This window comes from Neobacillus sp. DZ-9, assembly GCF_059587065.1.
On record NZ_JCAIOL010000010.1, the window covers coordinates 213,036 to 227,379 of the forward strand.

Consider the following 14,344-nt stretch of genomic DNA (forward strand, 5'->3'; position numbering starts at 1 on the left):
TGATGGATGAAAAAGTCGTTTAGCCTGTTCCCGCGGCAATTTGGCTTCTTTCCCTATGTCTTCCTCATTTATATCGGATTTCCTATTTATTATTTGACGAAGGAAACAGGGATGAAGCAGTTGTTGGGTTATGGGATGGTGCTGTTGTTTTTGGTGACGTATCGCCAGCTTTATTTTTCAATGGAAAAAAGAAAGTTCACCTACTGGCTTGCCTTGCAAATGGGAATCATTTTTATATTGACGCTGTTTTATCAAGTAAACTATTTGTTTCTAGGGTTTTTCCCGGCGAATTTTATCGGCTGGTATCGGGATAAACGAGTTTTCTACCGTGGTCTTATTTGTTTGGCATGCGTGGAAATATTCCCCTTTGCCTTCCATGTAATGAAGACAAAAACCTTTTTCACGCCTGCTGACCTTATTTATTTTGTTCCATTTCTCATAATCATGCTTATTTCGCCGTTTGGCATCCGTTCGATGAACCGAAGGATGGAGCTTGAAAAGGAGCTTGATAAAGCCAATAAGCAAATCGAAGAATTGGTGAAGCGTGAGGAGCGTGTGCGGATTGCCCGCGACCTTCATGATACGCTCGGACATACGTTGTCCTTGCTGACCCTGAAAAGTCAGCTTGTCCAGCGGCTGACCGCAGTTGACCCAGAACGGGCACGACTTGAAGCAAAGGAAATGGAAACGACGTCAAGGGCAGCGCTTAAGCAGGTGCGCGAACTTGTTACGGATATGCGGGCAGCAACCATTGCTGAAGAACTCATCCAAATCCAGCAAATTTTACGGGCTGCGGGAATTACCTATCAATACAATGGCGATAATGACTTTTCACAAATTCCCCCATTCACACAAAATATCGTCGGGATGTGTGTACGGGAAGCCGCGACTAATGTCGTAAAACACAGCCGGGCGACCCATTGCTCTGTCTCCATCAATCTATCATTTGAAAAAATGAGGGTTGTGATTCATGACGATGGGATGGGGGTCATAACGAAGAACAATCAGTTCGGTAATGGATTGAACGGGATGTTGGAGCGTCTGGCCCTAATCGACGGCTCGATTAGCCTATCGAACCATAATGGCGCTGTTTTAGAAATAAACGTTCCAATTATAAAAAAAGAAGGGGGGGCTGCGGTATGATTCGCTTATTTATCGCAGAAGATCAACGAATGCTTCTTGGGGCACTTGGCTCGTTACTAGATTTAGAACTAGACATGAAGGTAGTTGGCCAGGCAATGAATGGGGAAGAAGCACTTGCTTCCATCCTTGAGCTTAAGCCGGATGTCTGTTTAATGGATATTGAGATGCCTGTTATGAATGGGATGGAGGTGGCGGAAGAACTTGCACGAAGGAGCGAACCGAGCAAGGTAATCATCCTCACCACCTTCGCCCGTCCCGGATATTTTGAGCGCGCCGTCAAAATTGGTGTTCACGGCTATTTGCTTAAAGATGGGGAGATCGACGAGCTTGCGGATGCGATTCGCAAGGTGATGGCGGGAAAACGGGTGTTTAGCCCAGAGCTCACCTTTAACGTTATCCGCGAGGAAAATCCACTTACTCCTAAGGAACAAGAGATTCTCAGATTAGCAGCTTTAGGAAGAACAACAAAAGAAATCACCACTGAACTTTATTTATCATCCGGAACAGTAAGAAACTACATCTCCGAAATCATCCACAAACTCGAAGCCAAAAACCGCACCGAAGCCGCCGCCGTCGCTGAGAAAAAGGGCTGGATATAGTTTGAACGGTGTCAGGCACCGCAAGTAGACAAAACTCTCCGTTTGTCCGTCTCGGGTGGACAGTGGATTCCGGTACTGCAAAAAAGGTACCGGTTTTTTGTATGTTTATTCAGTATGTAATTACGTCTGATCTCCAGATTCGTCCCCTTGTAAATTTACCCATTTTATCGCCCTTTCTATGTCGGACAACCTTCCTCCAAATCCCTTGAGGAATAAAGTATTACTAGTTGTTAGAGGGGGAAGGGCTGTCATGATAAGAAAGGCAATAATTCCTGCAGCGGGGTACGGAACTAGAACTTTGCCAATTACAAAAGTTTTGCCAAAAGAAATGCTTCCGATTTGTGGACGCCCGGCAATTGACTACATCGTGGAAGAAGCCATCAACTCAGGAATCGAGCAGATTTTAATCATCGTATCGAGATCGAAAAATATGATACTTGACTACTATGACCGGTCAGTGGAATTGGAAACCTATTTAGAAGAAAAGGAAAAGACACATTTATTGAAGGAAATCGGTCTTCCAGATGTGCATATACAATATGTTCGGCAGCAGTATGCACGGGGATTAGGGAATGCCATCCATCTAGGAAAGCATTTTGTGGGCGATGAACCGTTTGCGGTATTATTGCCTGATGAAATCATTCTTTCTGAAAAAAAAGAGCCGTTAAAACAGTTAATCGACATGTTTGCGAAATACCAGGGAAATATTGTAGGGGTCAAACAAATGGAAGCCTCCTTATTAAAAAACTATGGAGTGATTCAGCCGGAACCATTAAAAGAGCAGGAATACACCATCAAAAATATTGTCGAAAAGCCTCAACAAGCCCCGCCATCCAATATGGCGGTGATTGGCCGTTATATTTTTAATCCAACGATTTTTCACTACCTTGAAAATATCCAGCCGGGGGTAGGCGGCGAGATTCAATTGACCGATGCGATTAAAGAGATGGCACAGGATTTTACAAGCTATGGCCTAGAGATTGATGGAAGGTGCTTTGATATAGCCAAAACAACAGAGTATGTAGCCCTCATCAACTATATTTGCGGACAAGGCGGGAAGCAGCAATGAACATCTTAATTGTCGGAACCGGTTATGTTGGAACCACAACTGGTCTTCTCTTTTGTGAAATGGGTCATAAGGTAACCGGTCTTGACCTTGATGCAGACAAAATCCAAGAATTGCAGGCCGGGAAACTGCACTTTTTTGAACCCGGGCTTGAAGACCTGTTAAAAAAACATACTCATGCACAAAATATTATTTTTACCAAGGAAACACAAAAGGCCATCCAGAAGAATGATATGATTTTCATTTGTGTTGGAACTCCCCAGGGCCCCGATGGCAGGGCCGATCTGACCTATGTAAAAAATGTCGCCGAATCCATCGGAGAGCACATGAACAGCTATAAGATCATTGTAACGAAAAGCACGGTGCCAGTGGGAACAGCGGAGTTCGTGAGGAAGTGGATCCGTTCCAAGCAAGCGGCACAAATTTCCTTTGATGTCGTCTCCAATCCCGAATTCCTCCGCGAGGGCTCTGCACTTCAGGATGCGCTAAATCCAGATCGAATTGTCATCGGAACGGAAAGCGAAGCAGCCAGAACGATCATGAAAGAATTATATAAAAACTTCCGCTGTCCAATCGTTGAAACCAACCCGAAAGCCTCTGAAATGATCAAGTATGCCGCAAATTCCTTTCTTGCTCTAAAAATTTCCTATATCAATGAGTTGGCTAAATTGTGTGATGAATTATGCATCAATGTGAATGATGTCTCAAGGGGAATCGGTCTCGATCAGCGGATTGGTCCGCAGTTCCTTCGTGCGGGAATGGGCTATGGCGGCTCCTGCTTTCCCAAAGACGTAAATGCATTAATTAAAACAGCTAAGGAAAATGGCCGGCCCTTGACCATTCTTGAGAAAGTTGTGAAAGTGAACGAAGAACAGCCGCTTTATTTTATTAATAAAATTAGGCAAGCTCTGGGAGGCGATTTGAAAAATAAAACGATTGCTGTGCTCGGCTTATCGTTTAAAGCCAATACCGATGATACGAGGGAGTCGCCAAGTCTCAATCTGATTGATAGATTGCTAGAAGAGCAGGCAAGCATAAAGGTGCATGATCCTGTCGTAAAATTAGCGCCTATCCAAAGCCAAACCGTTGAAGAAACGGTATATGGAGCAGATGCGGTCGTAATCTGCACCGACTGGGATGAGTATAAGCAGCTCAATTGGGAAAATCTCAAGCCCTTAATGAAGCAGCCTTATCTTTTTGACGGAAGGAATATGCTTGAAAAACTACAGATTGAGAAATTAGGATTTCATTATGTAGGTGTTGCCAACCATTAAAAAAGAGCATCAGCCGATGCTCTTTTCCTTTTGACTTTGCAGCACTAGCTGCAGGGAAAACCCGATATAAATCGTTCTGAACACTTTACACTGCTATCGGGCAAACCGGCTGTTCTTACTAGAAAAAATTTCTTTGCTCCTAATATTCAAAATACGCTTTCTCAATTTTATCATCATTTTTCAAAAGTGAGTTCACAAAACACTACTTGAAAAGCTGGACCATATAAATAAAAGGGCAGTAATTTTATCATCTAAAGAAGGTGATGGCGAAATGATTCTCGTAACCGGAGGTGCCGGATATATTGGCAGTCATGTAGTTCGTGATCTTGCAGAGAAGGGGTACTCTGTTTTAGTACTCGACAATTTATCAACCGGGCATATCGAGGCGGTTGATAAAAGAGCAACATTTATACAAGGGGATGCGGGGGATCCAAAAGCACTCGAATGTTTATTCAAAACCTATCCCATACAGGCAGTCATGCACTTTGCGGCAAGTTGTCTTGTAGGTGAATCAGTTTTCAATCCTCTTAAATACTATCAAAATAATGTCGTCAATACGGTCCAGCTGCTTGATAAAATGATCGAGCACAAGATTAAATATTTAATTTTTTCCTCGACATGTGCGACATACGGAATCCCAAATCAAGCCATTATTACTGAATTCATGACTCCCAACCCCATTAACCCATATGGAAAATCTAAATTAATGATCGAAACAATATTAAACAGTATTTCAGATATTAATGATTTTCACTATATTGCCCTCCGTTATTTCAATGTAGCCGGGGCACTTCACACGGGTGAAATTGGCGAGGACCATAATCCTGAAACACATCTAATTCCGAATATTTTAGGGCATTTACAAGGGAAAACGCCGTATATTAAAATTTTTGGGGATAATTACCCAACGCCGGACGGCACATGCATCCGCGATTTTATTCACGTAACCGATTTGTCTCAAGGGCATATTTTAGCACTTGAATATCTACTACAAAGCAACGGTCAAAAGATTGCTGAAACCTTCAATCTAGGAAATGAAAAGGGTGTTTCAGTCCGTGAAATGATTAACCTTTGTGAGGAGGTGACGGGTACAAAAGCTAACGTGAAAATTCAACCACGGAGAATGGGGGATCCTCCCAAGTTAGTGGCTGCCTCCCAAAAAATAAAAGACATGTTGGGTTGGTCTGCAAAATACGATATCAAGACAACCATCGAGACAGCGTGGAATTGGCATCGAAACCATCCAAACGGCTATAAACAAAAAAACAATCCGCACCAGTAGATCGGATTGTTTTTTGTTATAGCTTTAAATTTCTAACAAAAGCCGTAAATTTAGGAATGCTTATTGTTATATTATCTAAGCCTGCCCAGCCTTTTACAGTATGTTCAGGATCCTTTAGTCCAATAAAAGAGTAATAATTCAAATTTCCAAAAGAACTTATTGCCCAATATAAGGGAGTGATATAGCTTGGCGGGAAAATTTCGACAACCTTTGTGCCTGGCCGGCAAAAGGTCAAATTGACCAATCCTGCTCCATGTGCAGCGACAATGGCTTCAGCAGATGAGAAAAGCTCGGCCTGTTCGGCGACTGAAAGGGTTTCAAGCTCCACTTTCATAAAGCCATATTTCGTCAGGACGTCCATTAAGTCGTCTTCATTTAAGATTCTTCGCGACCATCTTCTGGTAATGAAGAGGCGTTTCCTTTCAGACGATTCCGCCTTTTCGTCTGTTAAAAAGGTTTTTCTCAAAAAATCATATGCCCATTTTGTTACGAACGAAGGCTGGGAAGGAACAACCAGATGTTCCGCTTGGATATGAAAATCAGTGTGTGTTTTGATTAACTGATCGGTCGATATTCCTAAATGATTGAGGGTTTCAGCTTGAAAGGGTACATGATCTGGTTCGGCATTAACGATAAAAAAATCCACTTCTATACTGCTCTGTTTCAATAAGTGAATACGTGGAAGAACCTCATATATCCAATGATAATAATTCCATCCCACTATATGAGTTATATCAGCCGCCTTTTCAAAATAAAGAGAAACCGGGGGTAATTCTTTCACGTTAAAAATGGAATGATTGGATCGCGGACGGACAAATTCTAATGAAGCATCCCATATTAAGCTATTATCCGGGGTTAAAACCGCCCCGTTTAACCCCCACACACGCCCATCTGGAATAACCGCGACATGCCCCCCCTCTAATGAATTAGGATATCTTATTGGAGGATGTTTAATTCTTCTGCTAAAAGAAGAAGCAGGGTAAATGCTCTTAAAAAAGACCCTGTTAAAAAAAGGTTCTTCAGACATTGCCGCAACCCAGTCCTTAGCAGTATTAAAAATTTTTTTAGGCGGCACTATGGTACTCAGAAAATTCGCCTCCCATTTATTATGAAATTTTTATCTGCCAACTATTAATATTTATGGCGTAAGCTCCGGTACTACCACTTATTTTTTAAAGCCCCATACATCTAAAAATATGTTTATAATTAAAGAAAACCCGTACACTTTTAGTTTAGGGATTTTATTCATCATCCTATTTAGTTCTTTTACCAGTTTAGTCTGTCCCTATAATAATAATATTCTTCTTTAAGGTAGGTCTCACCATTCCACGGCTTTACATCTGTATTGAAATGAATAATGATGGGGTTTATCTTTAAATGCCCCATTCTAAAGACTTGGTAATTCCACTTGTAATCAAGTGGAAACCATTTACTGTAGAGGACGGCATTAAGGGCATCCTGATCCCACCATAAGATTTTTGAAGGGTTTCTGTTTATAAATTGAAGGATTTTCATTGAAATATTATATTTCCTCCACTTACTCAGATTCATCAACAGAACACCTGAATTAAAATATTTATAGCCCCTTGGAAGTTTAATTCCAGAAAAATCAACAGGATCCTCTACAGCCCCTAAGAAATTCTTTCCCAATAGCGGATTCTCCCATAATTCGCGGAGATCGCCTTTAATAATCAAATCACTATCAAGATATATGGCTTTTTTTATACTCCTGTCTAAGAGGTCTGGGATGGAGATCCGATAAAATGCCTCGCGGCTGACATGCCCCCACGCATTGCATTTTTCATACAGGCTCTTGTTGGGATGTAAAAAGATTGGAGTAGTATTATAGTTATTTAGAAGGCTATTAATCTTCGTTTTGTTTTCTGCTGATATATCTCCATCGATAATATAGATTTGATAATGCGTTTCAGGCTGTTTATTTTCAAATAAAGAAAATAGCATGGTCGCTAAATGAGCGGCATAATGGTCATTACTGAGCGCAACTATTACAACAGGCTCCATTAAAATTCCCCACGCCTGCGTTTATCTATTTCCCTATACCTGCTGGCTAAGTCTTCGCAATAATTTAATAGGTTCCGAATGGCATTGACTTCATGATGACCGGTGTACTTTATATCCAGTGATGGGCAAAAGGAAAGGTCCATAGGAACGTACGTTTCGTTATGTTCGAGAATGGTGTCTGTACTGATAGTAAAGTCATTCTTTTTAAGGTCTTCAAATAAAGTTTGCCAATGATAATTATGTCCTTCACTATAATTATAAGAGGCAAGGGTGTTAAGCCATCCAACAGTTATTTTTGATTTTAAATGTTCTAATGATCGATAAGGAAAATGCCTTAATTTTAAGTTATTTGAAATCTCAACCTTTACATTTTTTTTATCAAATAACAAATCATGGTTACCGCCTGAAATAGAAGGGGAGAAGGTTTTCCAAATTTTTTTTGAAACGACTACTTTTGGCCAATAATCTTTTATTGGACTTGCATAAGTGATTCTCTTCGGTATGAACAACTCGTTTTCATTGAGGTGAATAGGGAAATAAGTATAATCTCTTTCAAGATAATAAACTTTATTAGGTGATAACATGTTAACGATTTTCCGTGGGTTCCCAGAAAAATTAGGGGCAATTAAAAACTCATCCACGTCTAATGGAAAAATAAAGTCAGTGTCAAATTGATCCAAGGTATAGTTGATTAATTCTGTTGTTTTTTCTCCTTGGACATACTCTATTGTATCGTCATGTTTTAAATAGATTGGGAGACCTTCTGATTGCAAATTGTTGACAATTTCAACAGTTCGATCCGTACTTCCATTATCTAATAGGACAATACCATCGAAAATATGAAGATGATATCGCAAATAGGATTCAATTATATCCGCTTCATTCTTTATCATTCCTACACAATAGACTTTTTTCATATTAATCTCCTTAAACCTAAATTTATACAGTGGTCGATTTAGTTTATTCATTTCACTTCTTTTCGTGTGGACGTAATTCCATATGCTTTAAACATGCATATGATAATTCGAAATGTCTTTTGGGGGTGTAATAATTATGGAAATATCAGTGGTAACAGCCGTATATAACGGAGAAGACTATCTGGAGGAATCCCTTGAAAGTATTTTAAAACAAACATTTCCAAATTTTGAATATATTATTGTGAATGACGGTTCCAAGGATATGACAAAAGTGATACTGGACAATGTAACGGATCCAAGAGTGAAGGTTATACATCTAGAGAAGAATGGAGGGGCGGCAAATGCCTTAAATATAGGCATAAATGAAGCAAGAGGCGATTGGATCGCCCTCCAAGATGCAGATGATGTAAGCTATGAGCATAGATTGCAAAGACAGCTGGATTATATCAATTTCCGTACTAATATTGTAGCGGTTGGTTCATTAATTCAATGTATCCCTGGAAATGATCAGGTTGATCAAAGTTCTCTTGAATGGGAAGAGTCCTTTTTTAACAGAAAAGAACATTTTCGTAATGAACAATTTTACAGTACACCCATTTGCCATGGTACCAGCTTTTTCTCGAAGAAAGCTTATGAAAAAGTTGGGGGATATGATCCAACTTTTAAAATAGCTTATGATTACGATCTATGGAGTAGAATGTTTGAAGTGGGGGAAATTTCCAGGGTGCCTGAAGTTCTATATAAATATAGAATTCATGGAAAATCTCTTGCACATAGTAATAAAGTAGATACAACGATTGAGATTTTACTCAGCACCTTTAAACGTATTTCAGAGTTAAGATTTAAACATTTAAAAAGGAAACCAAAGCTGATATTACTAGGTACAAAAAACAACTTTGCATTCTATCAGGAAAATTTAAAACAAAAGAATTATTATTTAACGATGGATTTTCTTAACTTAGACCTTAAAGGGATTAACCAGGCCAATTCTTTATTCCGGTCAAAAAAAATCGATGGGATTATTCTTGTTTCTACCCCACAAATTGATAATATTTTACAATTGGTTAGAAGAAGAGGTTGGTCATACGGAAATAATTTGTTTATGATTTGGTTGCCTTAAGATCATAATAAATTCTTAAATAAGTTAACTAACCAATGATGGCGGTCATACTGGTGGATATTGGGTGCAACCGTACCATTCTTTAATAGCACTTCATTCTTATCATTCAAATTTATTTGATATTCATATCCCAGCGTCATAATAGGACCTTGATCGTTATCGGTAAATGCAATTGGCATGATTTTCCTGATATTGGGCGATAAATGGGTGTTTACGGATGGGAGTTGTTAAAAAAATGATGGTTTCTATTGTGATGGCTGTTTATAATGGCGAAAAGTTCATGAATGAAGCGATTAAGCATGCCTTAGTCCAAACCTATTCTCATTTAGAAATCATCATTGTTAATGATGGTTCCACTGATTTAACTAAATCGATATTAGATGAAATAACGGACGAACGGGTAAGGGTCATTCATTTGGAACAAAATCAAGGAGCCGCGCAGGCTTTAAACATTGGAATTGGGGTAGCCAGAGGTGAGTGGATTGCCATTCAGGATGCTGATGACAACAGTTACCCCACCAGGATAGAGGATCAGGTGACATATATTCATGACCAACCGGAATTGGTAGGGGTTGGATCTCTAGTAAAGTGTATTTCGGGTGATCCAAATATTCCGGATGAAGAATATCAAGGTGTAACTGAAGGCAGGAATATTAATAAATTAAGGCGTGAAATCCGAAAAGTAATCTATACGTGCTGCCCCTTAACGCACAGTTCAGTCATGTTTTCTAAAAAGGTTTTCCTGGAAGTGGGCGGTTATGACACACGCTACCAAATTGCCTATGATTATGATTTGTGGCTGAAACTATTGGAAAAAGGCGATATAGAAAAAGTGCCAAATGTATTACTTGACTACCGAATTCAAAATACTTCACTATCACACAAAAATGGCTTTGCTACTGTAAAAGAGATGCAGGAAGCTGCTTCCAGGGCTGTTTTTCGTACCTTACGTTCAGAAAAATCACAACATCCGAGGATTATTGTCATTGGACCGCAAAAGGCTTGCGAGCATTATGAAGAGAATTTAGCCCCGTTAGCGGGCTTACAAGTATTAGAAATGATTTATTCATATAATAGGAAAAAGATTTCTTCCGCGTGTCGGAAATTAAAGTCGGGCAAGGCGGATGCCATTATTGTGGTTTATCATGAAGAAAAATCAAAAATTCTCCGAATGTTAGGAGAAAGAAATTTAAAACTAAATAAACATGTTTTCATCTTAATGAACTATACTGGATAAGAGAACAGACCTATTCAAAAAATGAATAGGTCTGTTCTCTATACTAGTTCCTTGTATTCATTAGATTCTAATATGCCAAGTTTTATTCTATACTCTTGAACGGTTTTCTCAAGACCTGAATGTAAAGTTATTATCGGCTCCCAACCCAGTATTTCTTTTGCTTTCGTAATTTGTGGCCGCCTCACTTTTGGGTCGTCTTCAGGCAGCGGGTGGAAGGTGATAGTACTGTTCGAGTTTGTCAGTGATTTAATCATATCGGCCAATTCAAGAATGGTGTATTCAATTGGGTTGCCGATATTAATGATTTCTCCGTTCGCCCCTTCTTTTTCCATTAAAAGCTTCAAACCGCGGATCGTATCGGTCACATAACAAAACGACCGTGATTGTGTCCCATCACCATATACGGTTATGTCATTCCCTTTTAATGCCTGAGTAACAAAGTTCGAGATCACCCGGCCGTCATCATTGGCCAGCCCAGCCGAATAAGTATTAAAAAGGCGGGCCACCTTTACCTTTGTCTGGTATTCCTTGAAATACAAGTAGCACATGACCTCTCCCAGCCGTTTTGCTTCATCATAACAAGCCCGTGGCCCCCAAGTATTCACATTGCCCCGATAGCTTTCCGGCTGCGGATGGACCTCGGGGTCTCCGTATGCTTCACTTGTGCTGGTATATACGATTTTGGCATTGAGCCTCCTGGCTAATTCAAGCATATTTTTCGTGCCAATCGTGTTAACATTGATTGTTTCAAAGGGAGCGGCTTGATAGTATTTGGGAGAAGCAGGAGAGGCGAGGTGGTAAATCTCTTGCACGTTTTTGAAATCAGGGTCGGTCAATACCTTATGCGAGCACACATCCATTTTTTTAAAAATAAACCGGTCATCTGGCAGGTCCTTGATGTTCGTTATTTTTCCTGAGGAAAGAGTATCCATGCCGACGACTAAACATCCTTCTGCGAGCAATTCCTTCGCGAGATGGGACCCTAAGAATCCCGCAACCCCGGTAATTAACACTTTCTTTTCCATGATTCACCTCTATTTTTCATGTTTCTAACATAATATGAGTTAAATGAAGATTGGTTTGGGTAGGAGGTGGACGCAATTGGTTTCGATTTTGATGTGTACCATAAGAGAACATATGATTGAAAGAGGAATAGTTAATTTCCAACGGCAGACAGTTGCCGAAAAAGAGCTTATCCTTGTCTTAAATAAAAATTCGATACAGCTAGAAAAATGGCAAAGCCGACTGGCAGTGTTTAATAATATTAGCGTATTTCAATTGGACGAATCGAAAACATTGGGGGAGTGCTTGAACTTTGGTGCGATGCAGGCACGCTTTGGACGAATCGCTAAATTTGATGATGATGACTATTATTCGCCTGCTTATTTAGAAAATTCTCTCCATGATATGGATAAAACAGCTGCGAGCGTGATCGGCAAGGCGGCGATATTTGTTTATTTTAATAAAGATAACCTGTTAACATTATTTCGCCCGCAGATGAACCGTTGTTTTTTAAAAAATAAACGGATATTTCTGGCCGGAGGGACATTGGTTTTTAAAAAAGAAGTTTTGGAAAAAGTTTCGTTTCGCGAGCTAAATAGCGGGGAGGACGTGCAATTCCAAAAAGATTGTCTTGATCACCGGTTTGCAATATATTCTGGAGGTTATCACGATTATGTCTTGATTCGATATGAGGAGAACCACCAGCATACTTGGGAGATCGTGAATGAAACCTTCCAAAGGCAGTGTAAAAGGATTGCAGTAACTGACTCATTTGAGGATATTGTGCTGGAAGGGGGAAAGAGGCTGTGATATCCGTAATTGCCTGCACCAATCGGCTGGAATTTGTACATCTTATAATTGAGAATTTCCAAAAGCAAACCTTGGCCCAAAAGGAGCTCATTTTGATTCTGAATTCCTCGGACCTGCATGCTGATGATGATGGACAGATGAAAATTTTACGTTTTTCAGAGGATATAAGTTTAGGAGAGTGCTTAAATAGAGGTGTTAGAGAGGCGAAATATGATTATATTGCCAAGATGGATGATGATGATTATTATGGAGCCGATTATTTGAAGGAAGCCTATGAGATACTTGTTCAAACAGGGGCAGATCTTGTTGGAAAAGGCACTTTTTATATTTATTTTAAAAAGAACCAAGAAGTCTGCTTGTATAATCCTGATTATGAAAATAAATGGATTGTAAACGCTGGTCCCTATAAATCTTCCTATTTTTTAAGCGGGGCTACACTTGTTTGGAAGAAGTCTATTTTTAACAAGGTCAGCTTTCCCAAGGTGAATATAGGTGAAGATAGATGCTTTCAGCAGGTTTGCTATGAAGGTGGACTGAAAATGTACTCTTTATCTAAGGAGCATTATGCGTATGTTCGTTACCCTGTGAATAATCACCATCATTCTGATGCAAAAGAGCCGCTTTTAAGAAGGAGAAGCCGCTTCGCCGGCAACGCCCATTCGATTGAAATGTTCTTTCAAAATAAAAAGCAAGGCAGCGAATAAAAATTGCTGCCTTGCTGAATCAGCGCGATTTTATAATCCCAACAATTCAACGGAGAAGCTTTCAATGTCTTTACAACGGATGACTGTCAATCTTTCACTCATAAAAGGTGACATGACTTCAGGTTCAATAATTTTCACGCAGCAATCCTTCGTAACACGCTGTAATTCCCCAGTTATAATATCACCTGTTTTAGTTTTAATGGTTACTTCACTATGCTTGAATTTCCTTAGAATCCGGCATAGGCAGTCACACTTACAACTGTTTTTACAGCAGTCCTTTCTTTTCCTGCCTGAACTGCTATGTCCGGAACTGCTATGTCCGGAACTGCTATGTCCGGAACTGCTATGTCCGGAACTGCTATGTCCGGAACTGCTATGTCCGGAACTGCTATGTCCGGAACTGCTATGTCCGGAACTGCTATGTCCGGAACTGTTATGTCCGGAACTGTTATGTCCGGAACTGCTATGTCCGGAACTGCTATGTCCGGAACTGCTATGTCCGGAACTACTATGTCCGGAACTACTATGTCCTGAACTGTCATGGCCTTTTTTGTGATTGCTACTACTCCCCATTTTTTCATTCTCCTTCATAATAGGTATTTTCAAATTAATATATTCATACAAAAATAGAAAGACAGTGCAAGTATCGATTTTTATCGCCCATATTCAGCCGTTTGTACGGATTAAATTGTCAAAAAATCCATGAGTTTTATATAAGCGAATAGGGCCAAAAGCTAGTGATGTTCCAACACTGGAAACATCAACAGCATCGAAGCCGATCTCAAACCAAGTCGTCGGATGTTTATAAGATCAAAAGAATAGTATCTTTAGGAAACTGTTGTATTGGCACAGGTTTTCATTTTTAATTTTAATTTTTTTAAAAAGGTATTGACCAATCTATTAATCTCCTGTAATATAGGAAAAGTCGTCAGCGAGGCGATGAAAGATAAATAAAAAAGTTGTTGACTTCGAGTTAATAACTTGGTATGATAATAAAGTCGCTTTTGAGCGATAGTGAAATTGTTCTTTGAAAACTAAACAAACAAAAACGTCAACAAACAATAATATTCGTTTCTTTTGAAACGAGCCAACGTTTTATTTTATGAGCTAATCAACTTTCTTGGAGAGTTTGATCCTGGCTCAGGACGAACGCTGGCGGCGTGCCTAA

Annotated in this window: 15 protein-coding genes; 9 read left to right on the plus strand and 6 right to left on the minus strand. The window is 39.7% G+C overall.

Going from position 1 to position 14,344, the window contains the following annotated elements:
* Positions 1-6: 6 nt before the first annotated feature.
* The 5 genes from AC59HZ_RS24755 (at position 7) to galE (ending at position 5,364) form a co-directional block, all read left to right on the plus strand.
* Entirely contained in the window at positions 7-1,143 is a 1,137-nt protein-coding gene (locus AC59HZ_RS24755; protein WP_496548415.1) for a sensor histidine kinase, read from the plus strand.
* Positions 1,140-1,742: a response regulator gene (locus AC59HZ_RS24760; protein WP_496548416.1), complete on the plus strand. Its 603-nt coding sequence runs from the start codon at positions 1,140-1,142 to the stop codon at positions 1,740-1,742. Before AC59HZ_RS24755 ends, AC59HZ_RS24760 begins: the two co-directional genes overlap by 4 nt.
* Before the next feature lie 250 nt (positions 1,743-1,992).
* Positions 1,993-2,811, plus strand: a complete 819-nt coding sequence (locus AC59HZ_RS24765) for a UTP--glucose-1-phosphate uridylyltransferase (protein WP_496548417.1) — start codon at positions 1,993-1,995, stop codon at positions 2,809-2,811.
* Positions 2,808-4,082 (plus strand): UDP-glucose dehydrogenase family protein, encoded by a 1,275-nt coding sequence (locus tag AC59HZ_RS24770; RefSeq protein WP_496548418.1) that lies wholly within the window; start codon positions 2,808-2,810, stop codon positions 4,080-4,082. The genes AC59HZ_RS24765 and AC59HZ_RS24770 overlap by 4 nt, the downstream gene beginning before the upstream one ends.
* 271 nt (positions 4,083-4,353) lie before the next feature.
* Entirely contained in the window at positions 4,354-5,364 is a 1,011-nt protein-coding gene (galE, locus tag AC59HZ_RS24775) for a UDP-glucose 4-epimerase GalE (RefSeq protein ID WP_496548419.1), read from the plus strand.
* 16 nt (positions 5,365-5,380) lie between these two features.
* On the opposite strand, the gene AC59HZ_RS24780 is transcribed toward galE, so the two are convergent.
* The 3 genes from AC59HZ_RS24780 to AC59HZ_RS24790 form a co-directional block, all read right to left on the minus strand.
* Positions 5,381-6,439 carry a glycosyltransferase family 61 protein gene (locus tag AC59HZ_RS24780; protein WP_496548420.1) on the minus strand — a complete coding sequence of 353 codons (1,059 nt, stop codon included), beginning with the start codon at positions 6,437-6,439 and terminating at the stop codon, positions 5,381-5,383.
* A 191-nt stretch (positions 6,440-6,630) separates the two neighbouring features.
* Positions 6,631-7,386, minus strand: a complete 756-nt coding sequence (locus tag AC59HZ_RS24785; protein ID WP_496548421.1) for a glycosyltransferase family 8 protein — start codon at positions 7,384-7,386, stop codon at positions 6,631-6,633.
* Positions 7,386-8,303, minus strand: coding sequence for a glycosyltransferase family 2 protein (locus tag AC59HZ_RS24790; protein WP_496548422.1), 918 nt, complete (start codon positions 8,301-8,303; stop codon positions 7,386-7,388). The genes AC59HZ_RS24785 and AC59HZ_RS24790 overlap by 1 nt, the downstream gene beginning before the upstream one ends.
* Positions 8,304-8,439: 136 nt before the next feature.
* Between AC59HZ_RS24790 and AC59HZ_RS24795 the strand changes: the two genes are divergently transcribed.
* Positions 8,440-9,423, plus strand: coding sequence for a glycosyltransferase (locus AC59HZ_RS24795; RefSeq protein WP_496548423.1), 984 nt, complete (start codon positions 8,440-8,442; stop codon positions 9,421-9,423).
* A gap of 2 nt (positions 9,424-9,425) precedes the next feature.
* On the opposite strand, the gene AC59HZ_RS24800 is transcribed toward AC59HZ_RS24795, so the two are convergent.
* Positions 9,426-9,602 carry a hypothetical protein gene (locus tag AC59HZ_RS24800; RefSeq protein ID WP_496548424.1) on the minus strand — a complete coding sequence of 59 codons (177 nt, stop codon included), beginning with the start codon at positions 9,600-9,602 and terminating at the stop codon, positions 9,426-9,428.
* A 38-nt stretch (positions 9,603-9,640) separates the two neighbouring features.
* Between AC59HZ_RS24800 and AC59HZ_RS24805 the strand changes: the two genes are divergently transcribed.
* Complete coding sequence (locus AC59HZ_RS24805; protein ID WP_496548425.1) at positions 9,641-10,660, plus strand: glycosyltransferase family 2 protein; 1,020 nt, start codon at positions 9,641-9,643, stop codon at positions 10,658-10,660.
* 38 nt (positions 10,661-10,698) lie between these two features.
* Here AC59HZ_RS24805 and AC59HZ_RS24810 read toward each other — a convergent pair whose 3' ends face one another.
* Positions 10,699-11,685 (minus strand): NAD-dependent epimerase/dehydratase family protein, encoded by a 987-nt coding sequence (locus AC59HZ_RS24810; protein ID WP_496548426.1) that lies wholly within the window; start codon positions 11,683-11,685, stop codon positions 10,699-10,701.
* A 76-nt stretch (positions 11,686-11,761) separates the two neighbouring features.
* Between AC59HZ_RS24810 and AC59HZ_RS24815 the strand changes: the two genes are divergently transcribed.
* Positions 11,762-12,472: a glycosyltransferase family 2 protein gene (locus AC59HZ_RS24815; RefSeq protein WP_496548427.1), complete on the plus strand. Its 711-nt coding sequence runs from the start codon at positions 11,762-11,764 to the stop codon at positions 12,470-12,472.
* On the plus strand, positions 12,469-13,176 hold the full coding sequence (locus tag AC59HZ_RS24820; RefSeq protein WP_496548428.1) for a glycosyltransferase: 708 nt from the start codon (positions 12,469-12,471) through the stop codon (positions 13,174-13,176). The genes AC59HZ_RS24815 and AC59HZ_RS24820 overlap by 4 nt, the downstream gene beginning before the upstream one ends.
* A gap of 227 nt (positions 13,177-13,403) precedes the next feature.
* On the opposite strand, the gene AC59HZ_RS24825 is transcribed toward AC59HZ_RS24820, so the two are convergent.
* Positions 13,404-13,757 carry a hypothetical protein gene (locus AC59HZ_RS24825; RefSeq protein ID WP_496548429.1) on the minus strand — a complete coding sequence of 118 codons (354 nt, stop codon included), beginning with the start codon at positions 13,755-13,757 and terminating at the stop codon, positions 13,404-13,406.
* Between the last annotated feature and the right edge of the window lie 587 nt (positions 13,758-14,344).

Bases quoted from the DNA above. Each gene is read 5' to 3' on its own strand.
- AC59HZ_RS24755 (WP_496548415.1), top strand. From the start codon at position 7: ATGAAAAAGTCGTTTAGCCTGTTCCCGCGGCAATTTGGCTTCTTTCCC.
- AC59HZ_RS24760 (WP_496548416.1), top strand. From the start codon at position 1,140: ATGATTCGCTTATTTATCGCAGAAGATCAACGAATGCTTCTTGGGGCA.
- AC59HZ_RS24765 (WP_496548417.1), top strand. From the start codon at position 1,993: ATGATAAGAAAGGCAATAATTCCTGCAGCGGGGTACGGAACTAGAACT.
- AC59HZ_RS24770 (WP_496548418.1), top strand. From the start codon at position 2,808: ATGAACATCTTAATTGTCGGAACCGGTTATGTTGGAACCACAACTGGT.
- galE (WP_496548419.1), top strand. From the start codon at position 4,354: ATGATTCTCGTAACCGGAGGTGCCGGATATATTGGCAGTCATGTAGTT.
- AC59HZ_RS24785 (WP_496548421.1), bottom strand. From the start codon at position 7,386: ATGGAGCCTGTTGTAATAGTTGCGCTCAGTAATGACCATTATGCCGCT.
- AC59HZ_RS24790 (WP_496548422.1), bottom strand. From the start codon at position 8,303: ATGAAAAAAGTCTATTGTGTAGGAATGATAAAGAATGAAGCGGATATA.
- AC59HZ_RS24795 (WP_496548423.1), top strand. From the start codon at position 8,440: ATGGAAATATCAGTGGTAACAGCCGTATATAACGGAGAAGACTATCTG.
- AC59HZ_RS24800 (WP_496548424.1), bottom strand. From the start codon at position 9,602: ATGCCAATTGCATTTACCGATAACGATCAAGGTCCTATTATGACGCTG.
- AC59HZ_RS24805 (WP_496548425.1), top strand. From the start codon at position 9,641: ATGGGAGTTGTTAAAAAAATGATGGTTTCTATTGTGATGGCTGTTTAT.
- AC59HZ_RS24810 (WP_496548426.1), bottom strand. From the start codon at position 11,685: ATGGAAAAGAAAGTGTTAATTACCGGGGTTGCGGGATTCTTAGGGTCC.
- AC59HZ_RS24825 (WP_496548429.1), bottom strand. From the start codon at position 13,757: ATGAAAAAATGGGGAGTAGTAGCAATCACAAAAAAGGCCATGACAGTT.